Consider the following 21,640-nt stretch of genomic DNA (forward strand, 5'->3'; position numbering starts at 1 on the left):
CTTATGCTGCGTTGCACACATCGCCCATGGATTGCCGAAGGCAGTGCCCGCTTGCACGGCTTGCGGTGGCGGCGGTACACACGGGAAGGCTGTCTGGAGTGGAAGGGTCAAGACGATGCCGGGAACGGTTCCATCCGACCGCGTGACCGCGGCCGCCGCCCTGACGGTCTTTCTCACCGACCGGCAAATCGACGCCGGCAAACTCAACCGCTTCACGGCGCTCTGCGACGAGATCCGCCGGACCATGCAGTTCGACGACCGGATGGAGCTTGCCGAACGGCTTGAGCGCGACGTGCCGGTGAACGACACGATCCGGCTGCGTTCCGTGCTGTTCCATCTGACCGGCGATCTCTATCACCTGGAGCGCATCCTTCACTACCTGATCCTGGGCGGCGACAGCGCCGATCCGGCGGCGTTGCACTACACCCACTGGTGCATCTCGCGGCAGCTGTTCCTGGGAACCGCCAGCGGCGAGAAGATGGCGACCTTCGTCGCCTGCGACCTGTTCCGCTATTACACGGCGATGGTCCGGCAGATCGCGCGGCGCTGGGGGCTGACGCCGGCGCGGGCGGCCTTTCGCGACGGGCCGATCCGCCGCGTCGCGGTGGTGACCAACCAGTTCACCAACCAGGGACACCAGCCGACCCGCGACTGTTTCGACTTCGCCGCCCGCATGCAGGACGATTTCGGGCTGGACGTCGCCATCATCAACGTCAACGGCATGCCCGCCAGGGTCGAGAATGTCTTCATCCCGCCGATGGTGGCGGAGGTCGCGGCCGATCTGGAAGGCGTCTACGCATTGAAGATGTTCGGCCGGCAGGTGAAGGTCGCCTCCTTCACCGAGCCGGCCTTCAGCCAGGACAAGCTGCGCGTCATCGTGGAGGCCATCGACGGCTACGATCCGGATCTCATCGTCGCCTTCGGCGGGTCCAACATCGTGGCCGACCTGTACGCGGAGGCCGATGCCCGACCGGTGGTCGCCATCCCCACCACCTCCAGCATCACCGTCTCGCTCGCCCACATCGTGCTGGGGTACGAGGAGAACGACCACACCCGCTCCATCCCGGCCCTCTACCGGGCGCCGTTCGCCCGCCGTTTCCGCCCCTTCACCTTCGGCTTCACGCCGCCGCCGTCCGACGGCAAGCGCGTCGAAACCGGCTTCCCGGACGACACTTTCCTCTTTGCGGTGGTCGGCACCCGCCTGGACCTGGAGGTGGGGGCGGAAACTCTGGAGCTGTTCGACGAGATTCTGGAGCGCTGCCCGGGCAGCGCGCTGGTCTTCGCCGGCGAAGTGAAGGAACTGCCGGGCCGGCTTGCCGCCTTGCGCAATCGGGACCGCATGCGCTGCCTCGGCCATGTCGCCGACATCCGCGCCTTCTATGCCCGCTGCCACGTCTTCCTCAATCCGCCGCGCCAGGGCGGCGGCGGCGGCGCCTCCTATGCCCTGGCGGAGGGGGTGCCGGTGATCAGCTATGGTTCGGGCGATGTCGCCAGCAATGCCGGCCCGGCGTTCTGCGTGTCCGGCCGCGATGCCTATCTGGCGCGTGCCGTGACGCTCGCCACCGATGCCGGGGCCCTCGCCGAGGCCAGGCTTGCGGCCAAGGCGCGCTTCGTCGAGATCGGCGACCGCACCCGCTGCGTCGAAAGGCTGCTCGCCTATGGCGAGGAAGCGCGGACCCTGCTGCGCGGCGGCGGACCGGCCACCGGAAATTAACCTTCCTTCATGATTTCGTGAAAGACTGGGTCCGTCAGACCGATCCGATTGGAAAACCTGTCCGTGTCGAATCCCGCTCCAGGCCATGCCAACGGCCGTCTCCCCAGCCGACCGCCGATGTCCATCGCGGGGTGCCCGATCGGGCAGGGGCATCCGCCCTACCTGATCGCGGAGATGTCGGGAAACCACAATGGCGACCTCGGCCGTGCCCTGGCGCTGGTGGATGCGGCGAAGGAGGCGGGGGCCGACGCGGTCAAGCTGCAGACCTACACCGCCGACACCATCACCATCGCCCATGACGGTCCCGGCTTCCGGCTGGAGGGCGGGCTTTGGAACGGACGCACCCTGCATGACCTCTACCGCGAGGCGCACACCCCGTGGGACTGGCACGCCCCCCTGTTCGAGCGGGCACGGTCGCTCGGGCTGACCATCTTCAGCTCTCCCTTCGACGAGACCGCCATCGAACTGCTGGAGGATCTTGATGCCCCGGCCTTCAAGATCGCCTCCTTCGAGGTGATCGACCTTCCCCTGATCCGCCGCGCCGCACGGTCCGGTAAGCCGCTGATCATCTCCACCGGCCTTGCCACGCTGGGCGAGATCGAGGAGGCGGTGGCCGCGGCGGGCGATGTCCCGCTCGCCCTGCTGCACTGCGTCAGCGGCTATCCCACTCCGCCGGAAGACTGCAACCTTCGGACGATCGCTCACTTGGCCGAGGCTTTCGACGGCGTCACCGCCGGCCTGTCCGACCACAGCCAGGGCATTGCGGTGCCGGTCGCCGCCGCGGTGATGGGTGCGACGGTGATCGAGAAGCACTTCACCCTGTCGCGCGCCGACGGCGGTGTCGACAGCGCCTTTTCGTTGGAGCCGGCGGAGTTCAAGGCGATGGCCGATGCCGTGCGCACGGCGACCGCCGCCATGGGCCGCGTCGATTACGGGGTGAAGCCCAGCGAGGCCGGTGGCCGCGACTATCGCCGTTCCCTCTATGTCGTTGCCGACGTTAAGGCGGGAGAGCCGCTGACCGCCGCCAATGTCCGCTCCATCCGTCCCGGCTTCGGGATGGCGCCCAGGCATCTGCCGGAGGTGCTGGGCCGCCGCGCCGTCCGCCGCCTTCGCCGGGGAGAGCCGCTGGGCTGGGACATGCTGGCGCCTCCAGGGGAGGGGCCGCATGGCTAAGCCCCCGGGCAGGCAGAGGATCGTCGCCATCTCGCAGGCGCGCATGACCTCGACCCGGCTGCCGGGCAAGGTGCTGATGCCGGCCGCCGGCCGGCCTCTGCTGGCCCATCATCTGGAGCGGCTGTCCCGCACGCCCGGCCTGGATGCGGTGGTGCTGGCGACGACGGTGAATGCCACCGACGACCCGGTGGCGGAGTGCGCGCACGGACTTGGCGTCGCCGTCTTCCGCGGCGACGAGCAGGATGTGCTGGGCCGCTTCGCCGGCGCGGCCGCGATGGCCGACGCCGATCTGGTGGTGCGCGTCACCGCCGACTGTCCGCTGATCGATCCGGCGCTGGTCGGCCGGCTGATCGCCGCCTTTCAGGATGGCCAGCCGCTGGACTATCTGTCGATCGACAGCACACGCTGTCCGCGCGGCCTGGACGCCGAGATCTTTCCACGCCGTCTGCTGGACGAGGCGGCGGCGAATGCCACCGACCCGGCGGAGCGGGAACACGTCACCCCCTACCTCTACCGCCGCCCCGACCGTTTCCGGCTGGGGACGGCGCTGGTGCCCGACCTGCCGCTGGACAGCGATCTGGAAGGCCAGCGCTGGTGCGTGGACGAACCCGCCGATTATGAGCTGGTGCGCCGCCTGCTGGAGGCGCTCTTGCCGGCCAACCCCGTCTTCAGCTGGCAGGATTGTTGCAAAACTCTTCGTGACCACCCCGATTGGGTGGACATCAACCGCTCGGTCCGGCAAAAGTCGCTGCATTGACCCGGCGCCGGTTCGACCAAGGAGAAAAACTGATGGATCGCAACGAATTCCTTCTCGCTCTTGACGAGATGCTCGAACTGGATCCCGGCACGCTGACCGGCGACGAGGCCCTGGAATCGCTGGAGGCCTGGGATTCGCTGGCGGTCATCAGCTTCATCGCGCTGGTGGACGAGAAGACCGGCGTCGTGGTCGAAGGCGAGAAGCTGGCAAAGACCAAGACGGTCGGCGACCTGCTGGCCCTGGCGGGTGCGCCGGTCGCGGCCTGAGCGGTGCCCGTTTCCCGGCCTGTTTCAGCCCGCCCCGTTTCGGCCGGCCCTGTTTCGGAAGGAAGCCGTCTGCGCGCCGGTGTCGCCACCGTCGCCGGCGGCCCTGCCGCTTATCTTTCGGTGGGCAGCGGCGGCGTGCCCGTGCTGCTTCTGCATGGCTTTGCCGGCGACCGCCTGACCTGGCAATTCAACCTGTCCGCCCTGTCGGCTCGTCGGCGTGCCATCGCCGTCGATCTGCCGGGCCATGGCGGATCGACGCCTGATGTCGGCAGCGGCCTGGTTTCCGACTTTGCGCCGTGGCTGCTCGAATTCCTCGACGGGCTGGAACTGCCGCGCGTGCATGTGGTCGGCCATTCGATGGGGGGCTATGTCGCGCGCGAGCTGGCCAGCGTGGCGCCCGACCGGGTGGCGAGCCTGACCCTGCTGTCGAGCGCCGGCCTGGGCACGCCATTCGACCTGGGCTTCCTGCGGCGGGCCATAGCCCCCGCCGATGTGGCGGAAGGACGCGTCTGCGCCGAACGGCTGTTCGCCGGCCCCTCGCCGCTGATTCCCCGCTTCGGCGAGGTGCTGCACGCGCAGGGCGCCGACCCGGTCCGCCGCGCCGGATTGGAGCGCATCGTCGAGCGGTCCTTCGCTGCCCATGCCGGTGGCGGACCGCCGGTGGACTGGAGCACCTATCCGATGCCGATCCAGGTGATGTGGGGCCGCGAAGACCACATCATCCCGATGCCGCCGGCCGACCGGCTGCCGCCGGCCGCGCTCTACCGGGTGTTCGACAATGCCGGCCACTTGCCGCATATCGAGGCCGCCAGCCCGGTGACCGCCGCCATCCGCAGCTTTCTGGACGATTGCGACGACGGTCGATCCGGGCCGTCCGATCCGTTGAGTTTGAGCAGACCATGACCGACAGCATCTTCGCCCTGATTGCCGAGGAACTCGGCCGCATCGCCGCCGACAAGGGGGAGGTGCTGCCGCCCCTGACGGCGGACAGCCGTTTCCTCGACGGCGATCTGCCCATCGATTCCCTTGACCTCGCGACGCTGCTGGTGGTGCTGGAACAGCGGACCGGCCAGGACCCCTTCCGCGAGGGCTTCCGCCAGTTCACCACCGTCGGCGAACTGGCGGCGCTCTACACCGTCCCGGCATGACCGGCCGCCGCCCCGACTGGCTCCATCCCGCCTTCCGCCTGATCGAAGGGGAGGACAGCTTCGTCTGGGCGGATCTCACGGCACTGCCGGTTCCGGCGGGCGGCATCGTGCCGGCCGACCGGCCGTCGCGCGTGCTGGCCGCTCTGGCGGCGGCGGAAGCGGCGGGGCAGGGCCTTCTGCTGGCCCGTGGCGCCGCAGATCCGGAGGGCTGGCAGCCGGAGCAGGGCTTCACCGTCACGTTGGAGAGCTCCGGCACCACCGGCACGCCCAAGCGCCTGCGCCATGACTTCGCCCGGCTGCGCGGCCGTCTGCGTGGCGCGGCGGAGGACGGGGCGCGCTGGCTGCTGACCTACGATCCCGGCGCCTTCGCCGGCCTTCAGGTGATGCTGACCGCCGCCGCCGCCGGGGCTCTGCTGGTCGCAGTGCCCGGTGGCAGTGGCGGCACCATCGCGGCCCTGGCGCAGGCGGCGCGCCGTCATGCCGTGACCCATGTCAGCGGCACGCCAAGCTTCTGGCGCGCCTTCCTGATGGCGCTCGGCGATGCGGAACTGCCGCTGGCCGCGGTGACGCTGGGGGGTGAGGCCGCCGACCAGCCTCTTCTCGACCGGCTGGCAGCGCGATTCCCCAATGCCCGGCTGCGCCATATCTACGCCTCGACCGAGGCCGGTGCGTTGTTCGCCGTCGCCGACGGCCGCGCCGGCTTTCCCGCCGCCTGGCTGGACGACGCGCCCGACGGGCTGGCGCTCCGCATCGTCGACGGCGTTCTGGACGTGCGCAGCCCGCGCGCCGCCCCCGGAGTGGCCGACGGCGAGGGCTGGCTGTCCACCGGCGATCTGGTGGAGCGCCAGGGCGACCGGGTGCTGTTCGCCGGCCGCCTCGACGGGGTGGTCAATGTCGGTGGGGTGAAGGTCTCCGCCGAAGCGGTGGAACGCCGCCTGCTGGCGGTCGACGGGGTGGCCGATGCCATGGTCATGGCCGTGCCGAGTCCGATCACCGGCCATCTGCTGACCGCCACCATCGTGGCGGCGCCGGGCGTGGACGAGGCAACGTTGCGCGCCGGCCTGCGCGCCGCCGCCGCCGATCTGCCGCCCGCCGCACGCCCGCGCGCCCTGACCTTCGCCGACCATATCCCGCTGAGCGCTGCGGGCAAGAAGAGCCGAAAGGGACGACAATGACCGCTGCCCATCCGACCGTGGACGACGGCTCCCAGGCCAAACGGCACGTCATCGTCACCGGTGGCAGCCGTGGCCTCGGCCTCGCGTTGGTGGAGGCGTTGCTAGCCGACGGCTACCGGGTCTCCACCTGCAGCCGCGCCCCGTCTGACGCGCTGGAGCGGCTGTCCGGCCCCGATTTGTTCTGGCACCCCTGCCGGATCGGCGATGGGGCGGAGGTCCGCGCCTTTTTCGACGCCGCTGTCGCCTGGGGCGGCAATTCGCCGCTGTGGGGGCTGGTCAACAATGCCGGCATCGCCCGCGAAGGCGTGCTGGCGACCTTTCCGGAGGTCGATGCCGAGGCGGTGATCCAGACCAATCTCACCGGGGCGCTTCAGGCCGCCCGCGCCTTCCTGCGCGCCAAGCTGGTGGCCCGCGGAGTGGGCGCACAGGGTGGGCGCATCGTCAACATATCCTCCATCATCGGACAGCGCGGTTACGTCGGTCTGGCCGCCTATTCGGCGTCGAAGGCCGGGCTGGACGGGCTGACCCGGGCACTGGCCCGGGAAGTCGGGCGCCGGGCGATCACCGTCAATTCGGTGGCGCCGGGCTATCTCGACACCGAGATGTCGGGCAGCCTGTCCGACGGGCAGCGCGACCAGATCGTGCGCCGCACCCCGCTGGGCCGGCTGGGCACCGCGGCGGACGTGGTGCCGCTGGTGCGTTTCCTGCTGAGCGACGGCGGTGGCTTCATCACGGGTCAGACCCTTACAGTGGACGGCGGCATCACCTGCTGAGGCCGCTTGTGACGCTGCAGGAAAACGGGGGAGGCGGAGATGGTCGCCAGCCGGATCGACGGGGTGTGCGTGCGCGGCATCGTCGGCTGCGTGCCGGACGGGCGTGAGACGGTTGCGGATCTCGCCCGCCGCTTCGGTGAGGAGGCAGCCCGCAAGGTCGCCGCCGCCACCGGGATCGAGGAGCGGCGGATCGTTGCCCCCGGACAATGCACCAGTGACCTTGCCGAGGCCGCCGCCCGCCGCCTGCTCGACGGGTTGGGGTGGGAGCCGGACAGCATCGACCTGCTGGTTCTGGTGACCCAGACCCACGATCAGACGCTGCCCGGCACCGCGTCGCTGCTGCACCGGCGGCTCGGGCTGCGCAAGGGCGCGGCGGTGCTCGACATCACCCATGGCTGCTCCGGCTTCGTCTATGGGCTGTGGGTCGCCGGCGGGATGCTGAAGCCCGCCGGGCGGCGGGCGCTGCTGCTGGTCGGCGACACCACCTCGCGGCTGATCGACCCGGAAGACCGGGCGGTCGCTCCGCTGTTCGGCGATGGGGCCGCCGCGGTGGCGCTGGAGCTTGACGACAGCGCGGAACCGATCGCCTTCGACCTGGGCAGCGATGGGGCCGGCGCACCCTATCTGGCGGCCGACGGCGGGGGGATGCGCCATCCGGACCGGCCGGCACGCCTGTTCATGGACGGGACCCAGGTCTTCGCCTTCACCCTGCGCGAAGTGCCGGGAAGCGTGCGTGCCGCGCTCGACGGCGCCGGCTGGACCACGGACATGGTCGACCACCTCGTCCTGCATCAGGCCAATGCCCAGATGATCCGCCATCTGGGCCAGAAGCTTGGCGTCGCTGCCGACCGCACCGTCGTCGCCCTGCGCGAGGTCGGCAACACCAGTTCCGCCTCCATTCCGCTGGCACTTGCCGCTTCGCTGGCCGACAGCCTGACCGCCGGCCCCCGCAGGCTTCTGCTGTCCGGCTTCGGCGTGGGCTGGTCCTGGGGCAGCGCGGCGCTCGTCGCCGGGCCGCTGGCGGTGTGCGAAACGGTTGTCCTGCCCGGCAGGAAGTGCCCGGCAGAATCTGCCGCCCCGGCAAGCCCTGCCGCCTGACCGGCAGAATTTGCCGATGGATAGGCAAAATTTGCCGGGCCGTTTGCTGCCCATCGGCACGGATTACCAAGGAAACCCGGCAAATTTGAACTGGCCCGCTTTTTGCCTACCCCTTTGGCGGGGGAATTAGTCCCCTTCCGGTTCAAGCGCCTCGAAAGCAGTGCGCTTCCGGACATTGATCCTCCAAAGGAGTGGCTACCATGGCCGGCAACGTTACCCTGTCCTCTTCCATGCGGACCAACCTCCTGCAGCTGCAAAGCACGCAGGAGCAGATCAACAAAAAACAGAACATCCTGTCGACGGGCAACAAGGTCAACACCGCCCTCGACGGCCCGACCGCCTTCTTCTCGGCCAAGGGTCTGAACCAGCGCGCCGGCGACCTGACGTCGCTGAAGGACGCGATGGGCCAGTCGATCAGCACCATCCAGGCCGCCGACAAGGGCCTGACCTCGATCGACTCCATGGTCGACCAGGCCAAGGGCCTGACCACCGCCGCCTACGCGGCGCTCGGCAACGATGCCGCCTCCATCGCCACCCGCAAGTCGCTCGCCTCCCAGTTCAACACGCTGCGTGGCCAGATCGACAAGCTCGCCGCCGACAGCGGTTACGGCGGCAAGAACCTGATTGCCGGCAACGGCATGGCCATGGACAGCACCAGCGCGTCCCGTGCCGCCGTCAACAGCATGACCGGCGTCGACAACGCCCGCGTCACCAACGTGCAGTCGGCCGACACCTACTCGATCCGCGTCAAGGGCGACGGCTCGATCGAAGGCAAGACGTCCGATATCTCCACCGCGGAGAGCGCGCACGGCCTGACCGGCCTGAAGCTGTCGGGCACGATGTCCGGCTCGACGGGCAGCTTCTCCAACGTTCAGATCGAGGTGCGCGGCGCCGCCGGTCGTTCCCGTGACTTCATCGTGTCGGACGGCACCGAGAGCCGCACGATCTCCTATTTCGACAACACCCAGACGACCTCGACCGCTCTGACGACGGCCGCCAAGACCGGTTCGGCGCAGGTGTCGACGGTGAATGTCGGCGGGACGATCGAAGAAGGCGACATCTTCACCATCACGGTGGAAGGCCAGTCCTTCAGCTACACCGCGACGAAGGGCGACGTCGCCGTCGGCCAGAACGCTTCGGCCCAGGTGGCCACCCAGCTGAAGGCCTCGATCAGCACGGCACTGACCGGTACCGGCCGTCTGGTCGGCAAGGACGTCGCCTCCGCAACCGTCAGCGCAACCGGCACGATCACCCTCACCGGCAACGCCACGGCCGGCGCGGTGACCGACTTCACACTGACCTCCAGTGCCACCAACGCGCTGACCAAGAAGATTTCGGAAAGCTTCGCGTCGGGCACCGTCGTGTCCTTCACGGTCGACCGCCGCCTGCTGGAAGCGGCCAACAACCAGGGCAACGGCATCTCGACCATCGAGAAGAAGGTCGATCTGCAAATCCAGGTCACCAACTCCAACGGCGCCCAGGTCACCCGCGACGGCATGAACGACCAGGGTGACGGCAAGCTGACGGGCGGCGACCAGGCGTTCGCATTCGACAGCGGCACCGTCCACCTGGATGTCGACGCGAAGACGATCAAGAAGGCGGCTTCGGCCAACTGCTCGGCCAACATCGTCACCAAGCAGATTTCCGACGCCAATTCCAAGAACGACATCACCGTCCAGCTGAACGAGACGAACACGAACGCGATCACGGTGAACGCGGTGAACCTGACCACCAGCGGTCAGGGTCTGAAGCTCGACGAAGCGCAGAACAACTGGACGGACCGTTCCGACATCGACAAGGCGGTGGCCGGCCTCGACAACGCGAAGGCGACGATCCGTTCGGCCTCGCAGTCGCTGTCGACCAACCTGAACATCATCACGACCCGCGAGAACTTCACCAAGGAGTTCAGCGACGTGCTGACGGAAGGCGCCAGCAAGCTGACGCTGGCCGACCAGAACGAGGAAGGCGCCAGCCTGCTGATGCTGCAGACCCGGCAGCAGTTGGGCACCATCGCCCTCTCGCTCGCCAACCAGTCGCAGCAGTCGATCCTGCGCCTGTTCTAAGGCGTAGAGTTCCGACGGCGAGTTCGGGTAGGATCACGCCCGGCGGGCGGCGGCATCAGGCCGCCGCCCGTTTCTTTTTTGGGCCGGACCGGTCCGGCAAAGGCCGGTCGGCAACGGCCCGCAAGCCCCGGGTTCCCTACTCATGCCACTCAAGTTCGTGCTTCGTCCCAACGAGAAGGTCATCATCAACGGTGCCGTCATCGGTGCCGGCGACCGTCCGGGTTCGTTCTTCCTCTACAACACCGCCAACTTCCTGCGCGGGCGCGAGGTTCTGAAGGAAGAGCAGATCGACTGCATCGAGAAGAAGCTCTATTTCGTCATTCAGCTCGTCTACATCTTCCCGGAAGATTCGACGCTGAATCTTCAACGATTCGCTTCGATATTGGACGAAACCCGCGAAGCGCGGCCGGACGCTTCCAAGACGCTGGACGAGATCGTGCGTCTGGTCGAAAGCCGCAATTATTATCGGGCGCTCAAGCTCTGCCGCAAGCTGTTCAGGACGGCGGATGGCGGATCGCTGGATGGCGGTATGGCCGACAGCGCCGCCGGCGACGACGAAGACCCACCGACCACCGATCGGACGCCGTGACCGTCGCCGAGCTGCTCGACGCCGCATTACCGCTGCATCGCGCCGGCCGCTTTGCCGAGGCGCTGGCGCTTTACCGCCGGATCCTGACCGATGATCCGGCGCATGCCGACGCACTGCACCTGTCGGCGATCATCGCGCACCAGACCGGCCGCACCGCGGAGGCTCTGGCCAATCTGGGGGCCGCGCTGGCGGTGCAGCCCGGCTTCGCCACGGCCTACAACAGCCTCGGCAATGTCCTGGCCGATCTCGGCATGCTGGAGGAGGCGCTCGCCGCCTATGTGGTCGCAATCCGGCAGAACGACCGCTATGTCGAGGCCTACAACAACCGCGCCACCGTGCTTCAGCGCCTCGGCCGGCGGCATGAGGCGGCGGAGGCCTACGCCCGTGCGCTGACCATGGGGCCGGACAACCTGACGGCCCGTTTCAATTACGGCGTGCTGCAACGGGAATTGGGCCAGATTTCTCCGGCAGCCAACGCCTTCTATGCGGTGGTGCAGGCCGACCCTTCCCATTCCGCCGCATGGCGGCACTTGGCGATCTGTTTGCGTAACCTGGGCCATCCCGATGCGGAGGCCTGTCTGCGCCGCGCGCTGCAGGACGCGCCGGGCGATAAGGATCTGTCGCTGGAACTGGGCGCCCTGCTGAACAGCCGTGGCGACCACGAGGCGGCCTGCGGCGTCCTGGCTGCGGCCGTCGCGGCCCATCCCGGCATTGCGCAGCTGCACTTCAGCTACGGCACCGCCCTTCAGGGCACGCGGCGCCTGAGGGAAGCGGTCGTGCAGTTCCGTCTGGCGCTGGACCGCGAACCGGCGATGCAGGGGGCGTGCAACAATCTGGGCGTGGCCTTGCTCGAACTGGGAGAGATGGGCCCGGCGACCCTGGTGCTGAGCCGCGCGGTGGCACTCAGTCCGGGCGATGCCATGGTGGTGAACAACCACGGCACGTCGCTGGAAAACCGCTACGACCTGGAAGCCGATTCCGAAAGGCCGGCGCGCTGGTATCGGCGAGCCCTGCGGCTCCGTCCCGATTATGGCAAGGCTCTGGTCAATCTTGCCGGCATCCATATCCTGCGGCGCGAACTCCACCATGCCGAACGTCTTTATCGCAGAGCCGCGGTGGCCGACCCGCGCAGCGTGGAGACCTTTGTCAATCTCGGCGGCCTGCTGCTCGACCGTGACGACCTTTCCCAGGCGGGACGGATGTACCGGCGAGCCCTGGCGATCGATGCCGGCAGCCCGTCCGCGCTGACCGGTTACGGTCTGGTCCTGCAAAGGCTCGGCCGTATCGGCGAGGCGGAGGCCGCGCATCGGCGTGCGCTGGAGATCGACGGCCGGCATGCGGAAGCGGCCGGCAACCTCGGCATGATGCTCTGGCAATGCCATCAGGACGATACCGCAGCCGAACCCTGGATGGACCTTGCCCTGTCGGTCAATCCATCGCTCAACACGGCGCATCTCAACCGCGGCATGCTGCGGCTTTCCCGCGGCGATCTGCCCGGTGGCTGGGACGGCTACCGTCGGCGGTTCTGGGCGAAAGGCTATGTGAACCGGCGGATCGCCGCCCCGCTGTGGCAGGGTGAAAATCCCGCCGGTCGCCGTCTGCTCGTCTGGCGGGAACAGGGGGTCGGCGATGAGATCATGTTCGCCTCCTGCTACCCGTCGCTGATCGGGCGGGCCGGGCATGTGGTGATCGAATGCGACCGCCGGCTGGTGCCGTTGTTCGCACGCTCCTTCCCCCAGGCGACTGTCAGGGCGGAGTCGGTCGATGCCCGCGGCGATGAAACCATCCAGCCGCCGGACGTCGATGCCCATGTCCCGGCCGGCGACCTGCCGGGCCGTCTGCGCGCCAGCCTGTCCGGTTTCGACGGGCAGGCGCCCTGGCTGGTGCCGGACCCGATGCTGGTGGAGCGATGGCAGGAGCGGCTGGCGGGGCTGGGACTAGGACCGGGCCTGCGGGTCGGCATCGGCTGGCGCAGCCAGATGATGACGTCGGAGCGCACGCCCGCCTATGTGATGCTGGAGCAGTGGGGACCGCTGTTCGCCGTGCCCGGCCTGGTCTTCGTCAATTTGCAGTATGGCGAGTGCGAAGCGGAGATTCGGGCGGCAGAGAAGCGCTTCGGCGTGACCATCCACCGCTGGGCCGATCTGACCCTGAAGGACGATTTCGATGACGCGGCGGCACTGACCGCCAATCTGGATCTGGTGATCTCGCCGGCGATGTCGGCGGGTGAACTGGCCGGTGCGCTGGGGGTTCCGGTCTGGCGCTTCGGTGCCCGCGACTGGACCCAGTTGGGCAGCGGGGTTCGCCCGTGGTTCCCGACCATGAGTCTGTTCCAGCCGACTCCCGGCGAAGCTCTGGACGGGGCGCTCGCCCGGATGGCGAAGGAGTTGCAGCGCATGGCGTCCGGCAGGCCGCAGGCGCAGCAACCGGCCCAGCAGCCGGCCACGATTGCGCCCGCCAGGCCGGATCCCGACGATGACTGGAAGATGGCGGAAGCCGTCGCCCATTACCGCACCGGCGACTTTGCGCTGGCGGAGTCCGTGGTGCGGCAACTTCTCGACAGGGCGCCCGGCCATTCGGTCGCCCTGCATCTGGGCGGTGTGCTGGCCAAGCGGCGCGGTTCGCTGGAGGAGGCGCAGGACTTGCTGGTCCGGGCCTCCGCCGCCGACCCGCACAACGCTTCCGCCCGTGCCGCCCTGTGCGAAGTCCAACAGGGGCTGGGCCAGCTCGAAGCTGCCGACCGTGCATCCCGCGCCTGCGTCGCCGTACAGCCGGACGGTGCCGGCCATTGGGTAAACCGGACGGCGCTGCTCCGCCGCACCGGGCAGGTGGCGGCCGCCCGGTGCGGCGTCATCCGTGCATTGCGCCTGCGCCCCGATCTGGCGCCCGCTCTGGGGCACCTTGCCGAACTGGCCGACACCCCTGGGGATGCGGTGAGGGTCCATCGCATTGCGGTCAGCCTGACGCCGGGAACGGCCGATGTCCTCAGCAATCTGGGCGGCGCCCTCCACAAGCTGCTCCGCTTCGACGAGGCGGCGCGAATTCTGGACCGTGCAACCCGCTGCGACCCCAGCCTTGCCGTCGCCTGGACCAACCGCGGCAATGCCCTGGAAGCGATGGGCCGGATTGCGGAAGCGGAGAGCTGCCACCGGACCGCCATCGAGCTTGCGCCGTCATTGGCCGATGCGCACGGCAACCTTGCCTATCTGTTGAAACGGCACGGCCGGCAGGAGGAGGCGCTTGCTGCCTTCGACGCGGCGCTGGCAGCCGACCCAAAGCACGCGCAGGCGCGATACAACCGCTCCCTTCTGTTGCTGGAAACGGGCGCCTTGCGTGCCGGCTGGGCCGACCATGACTGGCGCTTCGCCACGCCGCAATTCCAGGACCAGCGGCGCCGGCTGACCATGCGGGCATGGCGCGGCGAGAACATTGCCGGGCGGCGGCTGCTGGTGTGGCGGGAGCAGGGGGTGGGCGACGAGATCCTGTTCGCCTCCTGCTATGAGGAGGCGATGCGGCGCGCCGGTCGTCTGGTGATCGAATGCGACCGCCGGCTGGTGCCGCTTTTTGCGCGATCCTTCCCCGGCGCCGACGTCCGGCCGGAGAGTGCCGACCCGCGCGACGCCGACCTCCAGATCGCCGCCGGCAGCCTGCCGCGCCTGCTCCGTGCCGATCTGAAGCGCTTTCCCGCCCGATCGTCCTGGCTGGTGCCGGACACGGCTCTGGTGGAGCGGTGGCGGGAGCGGTTGGCGGCGCTGGGCCCGGGCCTGCGGGTCGGCATCGGCTGGCGCAGCCAGCTGATGACCGCCGACCGCAAGGCCGCCTATGTGATGCTGGAGCAGTGGGGACCGCTGTTCGCCGTGCCCGACCTAACCTTCGTCAATTTGCAGTATGGCGACTGCGAGGCCGAGATTCGGGCGGCGGAAGAGCGCTTCGGCGTGACCATCCACCGTTGGGCCGATCTGACCCTGAAGGACGATTTCGATGGCGCGGCGGCATTGACCGCCAATCTGGATCTGGTGATCTCGCCGGCGATGTCGGCGGGCGAACTGGCCGGTGCGCTGGGGGTCCCGGTCTGGCGCTTCGGCAGCCGCGACTGGACGCAGCTTGCCACCGGCGCCCGCCCCTGGTTCCCGACCATGCGGCTGTTCCAGCCTAGTCAGGACGAAGGACTTGAGGCCGCGATTGCCCGGATGACGAATGCGTTGCGTGCCAGTGCGTCGCCGCGGGGCAGGGCGGCCAGTCCGGCAGCGATCGGGGCAGGGGGTGGCGACTCCGGGGCTACCGACGGTGCAGATCCGGACCCCGACCCGGACAGGCTTCTGGAACTTGCGATCGCCGCCCATCGCAGCGGTGCCTGGGATGAGGCGGCTCCCCTCTATGAGCGGGTGCTGGCAAGCCGTCCGCGCGACCCGGTGGCCCTGCACCTGTCGGGCCTGCTCGCCCACCAGTCAGGCGCGTCGGCGCGAGGGGAGGGGCGCATCGCCGCTGCGGTCGCCGAGGCTCCGGAATATGCGACGGCGCATATCAGCCTGGGGAATGTCCGTCTGGCACTCGGGCTGGCGGAGCCGGCGGCGGCGAGTTTCCGGACCGCACTGGCGGTCCAGCCCGACAGTGCGGCGGCCTTGACCAACCTCGGCAATGCACTCGACGCGCTGGAGCGGAGCGCCGCCGCGGCCGACCTCCATCGGAAGGCGGTCGCGGCCGACCCGGATCTGGCCGAGGCGCACGACAATCTCGGCGTCGCCCTCGCCCGGCTGGGCCGTTGGGCCGAAGCGGAGCGGGGGCATGCACAGGCGCTCCGTCGGGCACCGGGTCTGGAGGCCGGATGGATGAACCTGTCGGTGGCGCTGCGCCGCCTCGGCCGGCTGGATGCGGCGGAACGGGCAGGGCGCCGTGCGCTGGCGCTCATCCCCGCCCTGGCCGACGCAATGGCGAACCGCGGCCGGCTGCTGCGCGAACTGGGGGATCCGGCCGCGGCGGGGCCATGGTGCGCCCGCGCGCTGGCGGTTGAGCCCGGCCACGCGGCGGCGGCCTTCAATGGCGGATTGCTGGAGCTGACGGCCGGCCGGCTGGCGCGGGGCTGGGACGGCTATGACCGGCGCTTCGACACGCGCGACATGGCGGCGGCATTCCGGCGCCCCGGTGCCCCTCTGTGGGGCGGCGGGCCTCTGTCGGGGAAGCGCCTTCTGGTCTGGCGCGAACAGGGCATCGGCGACGAGCTGATGTTCGCACAACGTTTGCCGGAGCTGATCGCCTGGGCCGACCATGACGGGGGCCATGTCGTCGTCGAGTGCGATCCCCGCTTCGTACCGCTGTTCGCCCGCTCCTTCCCCCGCGCAACGGTGCGGCCAGCCCCCGCCTCGCCCGGCGAGCCGTCGTCCGACATCGACGCCCATGTCCCCATCGGATCGCTGTCTCGCCGATTGGGCGGCACCCTGTCGGCCTTCGCCACTATGGGCGCCGCTGTGGGACCGGCCTTGCGCGCCGACCCGGCGGCGGTCGAGACTTGGCGGCGGCGTCTGTCCAGATTGGGAGACGGCCTGCGGGTCGGCACCGTCTGGCGCAGCAGCCAGCTCGATCCCGACCGCATGCCCGACTACACGCGCATCGAAGATTGGCGGCCGGTGCTGACCTTGCCCGGCCTGATCCCGGTCAACCTGCAATATGGTGACTGCGATGCGGAACTGGCGGCGGCGCGCGCCGCTTTCGGCCGGGCGCCGCATGACTTTGCCGACCTCGACCTGCGCGACGATCTCGACGGCACGGCGGCGCTGATGTCGGCCCTGGATCTGGTGATCGCTCCGGCGACCTCCACCGGCGAACTGGCCGGAGCGCTCGGCGTGCCGGTCTGGCGGCTGGGACGCACGGGCGATTGGACGGCGCTCGGCACCGGTGTGCGGCCTTGGTTTCCGTCGATGCGGCTGTTCTGGACCGGTCCCGGCGAACGGGTGGCCGACCTCCTTCCCAAGGTGGCGGCTGACCTTGAGCGCGTCCGCCGGGCCGGCGGCTGACGGCTGTTTCCGGAATTCGGATGTCAAAAGGCCGGGATGAGGCGGTCCACCTCAACCCGGCCTTTAACCCCTATTTAAGGGTGAAGATCAAAGGACATTGCTGTGATTGGGGGATCAATTCAGCGGGCCGGGGCGCGTCAGGCGATCGATCTCTTCCTTGACGTGCAGCTTTTCGAGTTTGAGGCGCTTTACTGCGCTCTCATCCGGCCATGAGCGCTTCTCCTCGTCGAGGATCGCCCGGTCCAAGCGCATGTGCTTTTCCTGCAGAGACGAAAGGCGAGCTTCAGTGTGCATGAGTCGCTCTCCATGTGATCAGTCCGCGTCCCGCCCCAATGTGACGGTCCGGTAACAGCAGTGTTCACCCATCCGAACCGCCGAACAACCTTAATCTTGCGTTTTATGCGGTCAAATCATGCGAAAAGATGCCTCAACCGTTCAGACGTATGACAGTGGGTCGCAGGGGTGGGGTCTTGAAATCACTTCGCGCACTACCATCCGGAGGCGAACAGACCCTTTGAACCAAAGGGTTATGCCAGTGGTGGCTGGCTAACGGCCGGTCCGGCGATGTCGGAGAGCGCTCGACGCAGCTCGTCACGGCTAGGCTGAAGCACCAGCGCGCGGCGATACCAGCCTGCAGCCTCGCCCTGGCATCCCAGCCGCTCGAGGATTGCGGCGAGCCTGACGGCGACGGAGGGAACCGTGGAATCGAGGTGGGCGGAGCATCGCAACGCCTCTGCCGCCGCCTCAGGCCGACCGAGGCTGTCCAGCGCGATGCCCCATCGATGCAGCACCGCCGCACCGGTGCCGAGCCGGGCCGCCCGGCCATAGGATTCCGCCGCCGCAGCTGTATGGCCGGCTTCGCGTTCGGCATGGCCAAGCCCCTCCAGCGCAGTCAGAAGAGCGGGCGACAAGGCCAGGGCATGGTGGAACCGGCGGGCGGCATCCTCCGGCCGGTGCAGGGCGCGCAGGATCTTTGCGTGGTTGACCGCCACCTCGCTCGCTCTTGAGTTCAGGGTCAGCGCGCGGGCGAGCAGCCCGTCGGCCTCCTCGAGCCGGCCAAGCTGCGCGACCAGCAGGCCATAGCGGTGCAGGGCTTCGGCCTCCGCCGGCTCACCGGCGAGGATGCGGCGGTAAAGATGCTCCGCCTCGTCGAAACCGCCGGACTGGTGACGGTCGAACGCCTCGGCAAGCAGGCTATGGCTGTCGCTCATCCGGTGGGAACCAGCGCCGCCAGCGCATGAACCGCCCGCCGGGCCGCGTCGGCCAACCCCTGGCCTTCCTGCGGCTGGATCAGGCGCATGGTCGGGAACCAGGGCCGGACTCCGGTGCCGATCTGCGTCCAGTCGCGGGTGCCGAGCCGCCAGACCGGTGTGCCCAGCGCACCCGCCAGTTCGCCGACCGCGGTGGCCGGCGAGATCACCAGATCCAGGTTGGCGATCAGGGCGGAAACGCCTTCGAAATCATCCTTCAGATTCAGGTCGTCCCACCGGTGCAGCCGGCGCGTTGCCGTTTCCACCCGCGCCAGTTCGGCGGTGCAGTCGCCATACTGCAGCATCACCACGCTGATGCCGGGCATGTCGAGCAATGCCGCCCAGTCGGCAAGGCCGGTATAGGCGGCGGCACGCTGCGCGGTGACGATCTGGCTGCGCCATGCCAGCCCCACCTTCAGGCCGGGCAGGGCGGCGAGGCGGTCTCGCCATTGGGCGACGAGGCCGGGATCGGGACGCAGATAGGCCCGACGGTCCGGATAACGCGCCACCCTGTCGCGGACCAGGGCGGGCAGGTTGCCCGCCGGCATCTGCAACTCGCAATCCGGCGGATCGATCGTTTCCCGCCCGGCGGGGTCCGCCGTCTCAGCCCGTACCGCCACCCCGGGGAAGGAGCGGGCGAACAGGCTGACCAGCCGCCGGTCGCACTCGACGGTGACCGGCCCGTCCAACCCGTTCAAGGCATCGAAGCAGGAGGCGAACAGGATCTCGTCGCCGACGCCCTGTTCCGACCAGACCAGCAGTCGCCGGCCCCGCAGCGCCTCGCCCATCCAGACCGGCCGGTCGATGCGGCGGGCCCGTTGCAACTGCCGGGCGGAGAAGCGACGCGAATAGCCGGCCCAGCCTTCCGCGATGCGCCCGTCGGCGAGATCCATCAGCCCGAGATTCCAGGCCGCCAGCGCAAAGCCGGGATCGACCCGCAGCGCGCGGTGCAGATGGCACTTCGCCTCGTCCAGCCGGTTGGCCAGCGTCGCCATGGTGGCAAGGTTGTTGTTGGCCTCGGCCGACTCCGGTTGCAGGGCCAGCGCGCGGCGGTAATGGCCAGTCGCCTCCGACGTCTGCCCGGTCAGCTCGCAGGCATGGCCGAGATTGGCATGGGCTGGAATATGGTCGGGCTGGATGGCGATGGCGCGGCGGTGCAGCCGCATGCCCTCGGCCGGCCGGCCACCGATCTGATGGACAAGGCCCAGATGGGTCAGCGCCTCCGGATAGGCCGGGTGCAGGGCCAGCGCGCGGGCGAAGGCGAAGGTTGATTCGGCGTGGCGCTTTTCCATTTCATGCACCAGCCCCAGATGGTTCCAGGCCTGGGGAAAGGCCGGGTCGATGCGCAGCGCTTCGCCGATCAGGGCGAGCGCATCGTCGTTCCGCCCGGTCTGGTGCATCAACAACCCGAGCAGATGCAGGGCGTCGGGATGACCAAGAGCTTCGCGTCGGGGATCGGTGGCAATGGCGGCACGGTAGGCCGCTTCCGCCTCGTCCGGCCGGCCGTTGCGGTGAAGGTCGGCGGCATGGTTCAGCAGCGCATCGAAATCGGCGGGCGTTTCCGGTTCGGGAACCGCCTTCTCCCCGGGAGCGGGCTTGGGTTCCGGCATCATGGCGCGCAATGCCTGGGCGATGGCTCCGATGATCGAATCCAGCGCTTCGCCCGGCCCCGGCTGGAACAGACGCATGGTCGGGAACCAGGGGCGGGCTTCAGTGCCCAACTGGGTCCAGTCGCGGCTGCCGAAGCGCCAGACCGGAACCCCCAGCCCACCGGCCAGTTCGCCCGCCGACATCGCCGGCGAGATCACCAGATCCAGATTGGCGGTCAGTGCCGCCGCGCCATCGAAATCGTCCTTCAGGGTCAGATCGGCCCAGCGGTGGATGGTCACGCCGAAGCGTTCCTCCGCCGCCCGAATCTCCGCTTCGCAGTCGCCATACTGCAAATTGACGAAGACCAGGCCGGGCACGGCGAACAGCGGTCCCCACTGGTCCAGCATCACATAGGCGGCCTTGCGGTCGACGGTCATCAGCTGGCTGCGCCAGCCGATGCCGACCCGCAGGCCCAGACCTTGGCCCGGGCCCAGCCCCGCCAGCCGCTCCCGCCACCGCTCCACCAGCGCCGGGTCCGCCACCAGCCAGGGGCCTTGCGGTTCGAAGGCGGACAGGCTGCCGCGCAGCAGTTCCGGCAGGTCGCCCGCCGCAACCTGGAGGTCGCAGTCGGGCGGATCGATGGTTTCCCGCATGGGCTCGCCGAAAGCGTCACCGGTGCAGCTTTCGGCCCGCACCGTGGCTTTCGGAAAGGAGCGGCGGAACAGGGGCACTAGACGCGGATCGCATTCGATGGTGACCGGTCCACCCGCCCAGGCGACGACGTCCGGATAGCAGGAGGCGAACATCATCTCGTCGCCCACGCCCTGTTCGCGCCAGATCAGCAGCCTCTTGCCGCGCAGCACCTCTCCACCCCAGCGCGGAATCGGGAAGCGCCGGTTCGGCACCGCCTCGCCGGCGGCGAAGCGCCGTTCGTACCCTGCCCAGCCGCGCGCGATGTCGCCGTGAAGAAGCGCCAGCAGAGACAGGTTGTAGGTGGCGGTGGCAAGGTCGGGCTGCTGGGCCAGCGCCTCCTCGAAGCAGGCCGCCGCTTCCTCGTAGCGCCCCTGCGCCTGCAAGGCGTTGCCGAGATTGTAGCGCGCCTCCACGAACTCCGGGTGCAGGTCCAGCGCCTGCCGGTGGCACAGCTCCGCCTGATCGGGACGGCCCAGCCGCTTCAGGACGCTGCCCAGATTGTTCAGCGCGGCGCTGTGGTGCGGGTTGCGCTTCAAAGCCTGACGATAGGCGATCTCGGCACTCTCGAAAGCGCTCTTCTGTTGCAGGACGGCACCCAGATTGTAGAAGGCGGTGGCATCGTCGGGGCGGTGCCGGGTCACCAGCCGGTGCTGTGCGATGGCCTCGTCCAGCCGGCCGGCCATCGCCAGCGCGTCGCCGAGATTGTTGTGTGCCTCCACCATGCCCGGCGCCAGTTGCACCGCGCGGTCCAGCGCCGTCACCGCCCCGCCATAGCGGTGCAGCGCGGCATGGCCGTTGCCGAGATTGTACCAGGCCTTGGCATAATCCGGCTTCAACGCCAGCGCCGCGGCGAAGGCCCGCTGTGCCTCGTCGTGACGGCCAAGGGCTGCCAGCGCATTGCCCAGATTGTGCCGCCGCTGCGCCCCTTGCGGGTCCAAGATGGTGGCGTTGCGGTGGGCCTGCACCGCCTCGTCCGTCCGGCCGGCAGCGGACAGCGCGCTGCCCAGATTGTCCCAGTAATCGGCGACGCCCCTGGTCTGCGCCAGGGCTTTGACGATCAGGGTCACCGCCTCTTCCGCATGGCCCGATTGCAGGGCCAGCACCCCCAGCAGATGCAGCGCGTCGGCGTTGCCCGGGTCTTTGGTCAGCACGTCGCGGTAGCCGCGCTCCGCCTCGGCGGCACGCCCGGCCTGATGGTGTGCCACTGCCTGCGCCAGCATGTTGGTGTGCTTCGCCACGTTCCGGCCCCGTCCCTGACTGCCCGCACCCTCAAAGGGAGTGCCATCATCGGTGGATCACGGTAAAGATGCCATTGATATCGGCGGGTAATCGACCTGCGG

15 protein-coding genes are annotated in these 21,640 nt (G+C 69.0%); 12 read left to right on the forward strand and 3 right to left on the reverse strand.

Annotated elements, in window-relative coordinates:
- Window positions 1-115: 115 nt before the first annotated feature.
- The 12 genes from ABNQ38_RS28750 to ABNQ38_RS28805 all read left to right on the forward strand — a co-directional run bounded on the left by ABNQ38_RS28750 (window position 116) and on the right by ABNQ38_RS28805 (window position 16,767).
- Window positions 116-1,714 carry a glycosyltransferase gene (locus ABNQ38_RS28750; protein WP_377810740.1) on the forward strand — a complete coding sequence of 533 codons (1,599 nt, stop codon included), beginning with the start codon at window positions 116-118 and terminating at the stop codon, window positions 1,712-1,714.
- Window positions 1,715-1,831: 117 nt separating this feature from the next.
- Entirely contained in the window at window positions 1,832-2,887 is a 1,056-nt protein-coding gene (gene pseI, locus ABNQ38_RS28755) for a pseudaminic acid synthase (RefSeq protein ID WP_377810741.1), read from the forward strand.
- On the forward strand, window positions 2,880-3,644 hold the full coding sequence (locus ABNQ38_RS28760) for a cytidylyltransferase domain-containing protein (protein WP_377810742.1): 765 nt from the start codon (window positions 2,880-2,882) through the stop codon (window positions 3,642-3,644). The genes pseI and ABNQ38_RS28760 overlap by 8 nt, the downstream gene beginning before the upstream one ends.
- 32 nt (window positions 3,645-3,676) lie before the next feature.
- Entirely contained in the window at window positions 3,677-3,910 is a 234-nt protein-coding gene (locus tag ABNQ38_RS28765) for an acyl carrier protein (RefSeq protein ID WP_377810743.1), read from the forward strand.
- A gap of 135 nt (window positions 3,911-4,045) precedes the next feature.
- On the forward strand, window positions 4,046-4,813 hold the full coding sequence (locus tag ABNQ38_RS28770; RefSeq protein WP_377810744.1) for an alpha/beta fold hydrolase: 768 nt from the start codon (window positions 4,046-4,048) through the stop codon (window positions 4,811-4,813).
- The gene (locus tag ABNQ38_RS28775) at window positions 4,810-5,058 is read left to right on the forward strand and encodes an acyl carrier protein (RefSeq protein WP_085083545.1); all 249 of its coding nucleotides are present in this window, start codon (window positions 4,810-4,812) and stop codon (window positions 5,056-5,058) included. Before ABNQ38_RS28770 ends, ABNQ38_RS28775 begins: the two co-directional genes overlap by 4 nt.
- Complete coding sequence (locus tag ABNQ38_RS28780) at window positions 5,055-6,233, forward strand: AMP-binding protein (RefSeq protein ID WP_377810745.1); 1,179 nt, start codon at window positions 5,055-5,057, stop codon at window positions 6,231-6,233. The genes ABNQ38_RS28775 and ABNQ38_RS28780 overlap by 4 nt, the downstream gene beginning before the upstream one ends.
- Complete coding sequence (locus ABNQ38_RS28785; protein WP_377810746.1) at window positions 6,230-7,006, forward strand: SDR family NAD(P)-dependent oxidoreductase; 777 nt, start codon at window positions 6,230-6,232, stop codon at window positions 7,004-7,006. Before ABNQ38_RS28780 ends, ABNQ38_RS28785 begins: the two co-directional genes overlap by 4 nt.
- Window positions 7,007-7,045: 39 nt before the next feature.
- Window positions 7,046-8,104 (forward strand): 3-oxoacyl-ACP synthase III family protein, encoded by a 1,059-nt coding sequence (locus tag ABNQ38_RS28790; protein WP_377810747.1) that lies wholly within the window; start codon window positions 7,046-7,048, stop codon window positions 8,102-8,104.
- A gap of 200 nt (window positions 8,105-8,304) precedes the next feature.
- On the forward strand, window positions 8,305-10,167 hold the full coding sequence (locus tag ABNQ38_RS28795; protein ID WP_377810748.1) for a flagellin: 1,863 nt from the start codon (window positions 8,305-8,307) through the stop codon (window positions 10,165-10,167).
- Between the two features lie 142 nt (window positions 10,168-10,309).
- Complete coding sequence (locus tag ABNQ38_RS28800) at window positions 10,310-10,756, forward strand: flagellar biosynthesis repressor FlbT (RefSeq protein ID WP_377810749.1); 447 nt, start codon at window positions 10,310-10,312, stop codon at window positions 10,754-10,756.
- Window positions 10,753-16,767 (forward strand): tetratricopeptide repeat protein, encoded by a 6,015-nt coding sequence (locus ABNQ38_RS28805; RefSeq protein WP_377810750.1) that lies wholly within the window; start codon window positions 10,753-10,755, stop codon window positions 16,765-16,767. The genes ABNQ38_RS28800 and ABNQ38_RS28805 overlap by 4 nt, the downstream gene beginning before the upstream one ends.
- A 114-nt stretch (window positions 16,768-16,881) precedes the next feature.
- Here the strand turns inward: ABNQ38_RS28805 and ABNQ38_RS28810 are convergent, their stop codons facing one another.
- The 3 genes from ABNQ38_RS28810 to ABNQ38_RS28820 all read right to left on the reverse strand — a co-directional run bounded on the left by ABNQ38_RS28810 (window position 16,882) and on the right by ABNQ38_RS28820 (window position 21,538).
- The gene (locus tag ABNQ38_RS28810; protein ID WP_109050474.1) at window positions 16,882-17,061 is read right to left on the reverse strand and encodes a YdcH family protein; all 180 of its coding nucleotides are present in this window, start codon (window positions 17,059-17,061) and stop codon (window positions 16,882-16,884) included.
- Between the two features lie 233 nt (window positions 17,062-17,294).
- On the reverse strand, window positions 17,295-17,978 hold the full coding sequence (locus tag ABNQ38_RS28815) for a tetratricopeptide repeat protein (protein WP_377810751.1): 684 nt from the start codon (window positions 17,976-17,978) through the stop codon (window positions 17,295-17,297).
- Window positions 17,975-21,538 (reverse strand): tetratricopeptide repeat protein, encoded by a 3,564-nt coding sequence (locus tag ABNQ38_RS28820; RefSeq protein WP_377810752.1) that lies wholly within the window; start codon window positions 21,536-21,538, stop codon window positions 17,975-17,977. Before ABNQ38_RS28820 ends, ABNQ38_RS28815 begins: the two co-directional genes overlap by 4 nt.
- Window positions 21,539-21,640 lie beyond the last annotated feature (102 nt).

The organism is Azospirillum sp. A29 (genome assembly GCF_042604625.1).
GTDB classification, from domain to species: Bacteria; Pseudomonadota; Alphaproteobacteria; order Azospirillales; family Azospirillaceae; genus Azospirillum; species Azospirillum palustre.

Coding starts and splice junctions, on each gene's coding strand:
- ABNQ38_RS28775 (WP_085083545.1), top strand. CDS start 4,810: ATGACCGACAGCATCTTCGCCCTGATTGCCGAGGAACTCGGCCGCATC.
- ABNQ38_RS28800 (WP_377810749.1), top strand. CDS start 10,310: ATGCCACTCAAGTTCGTGCTTCGTCCCAACGAGAAGGTCATCATCAAC.
- ABNQ38_RS28750 (WP_377810740.1), top strand. CDS start 116: ATGCCGGGAACGGTTCCATCCGACCGCGTGACCGCGGCCGCCGCCCTG.
- ABNQ38_RS28780 (WP_377810745.1), top strand. CDS start 5,055: ATGACCGGCCGCCGCCCCGACTGGCTCCATCCCGCCTTCCGCCTGATC.
- ABNQ38_RS28810 (WP_109050474.1), bottom strand. CDS start 17,061: ATGCACACTGAAGCTCGCCTTTCGTCTCTGCAGGAAAAGCACATGCGC.
- ABNQ38_RS28790 (WP_377810747.1), top strand. CDS start 7,046: ATGGTCGCCAGCCGGATCGACGGGGTGTGCGTGCGCGGCATCGTCGGC.
- ABNQ38_RS28765 (WP_377810743.1), top strand. CDS start 3,677: ATGGATCGCAACGAATTCCTTCTCGCTCTTGACGAGATGCTCGAACTG.
- ABNQ38_RS28815 (WP_377810751.1), bottom strand. CDS start 17,978: ATGAGCGACAGCCATAGCCTGCTTGCCGAGGCGTTCGACCGTCACCAG.
- pseI (WP_377810741.1), top strand. CDS start 1,832: ATGTCCATCGCGGGGTGCCCGATCGGGCAGGGGCATCCGCCCTACCTG.
- ABNQ38_RS28785 (WP_377810746.1), top strand. CDS start 6,230: ATGACCGCTGCCCATCCGACCGTGGACGACGGCTCCCAGGCCAAACGG.
- ABNQ38_RS28795 (WP_377810748.1), top strand. CDS start 8,305: ATGGCCGGCAACGTTACCCTGTCCTCTTCCATGCGGACCAACCTCCTG.
- ABNQ38_RS28760 (WP_377810742.1), top strand. CDS start 2,880: ATGGCTAAGCCCCCGGGCAGGCAGAGGATCGTCGCCATCTCGCAGGCG.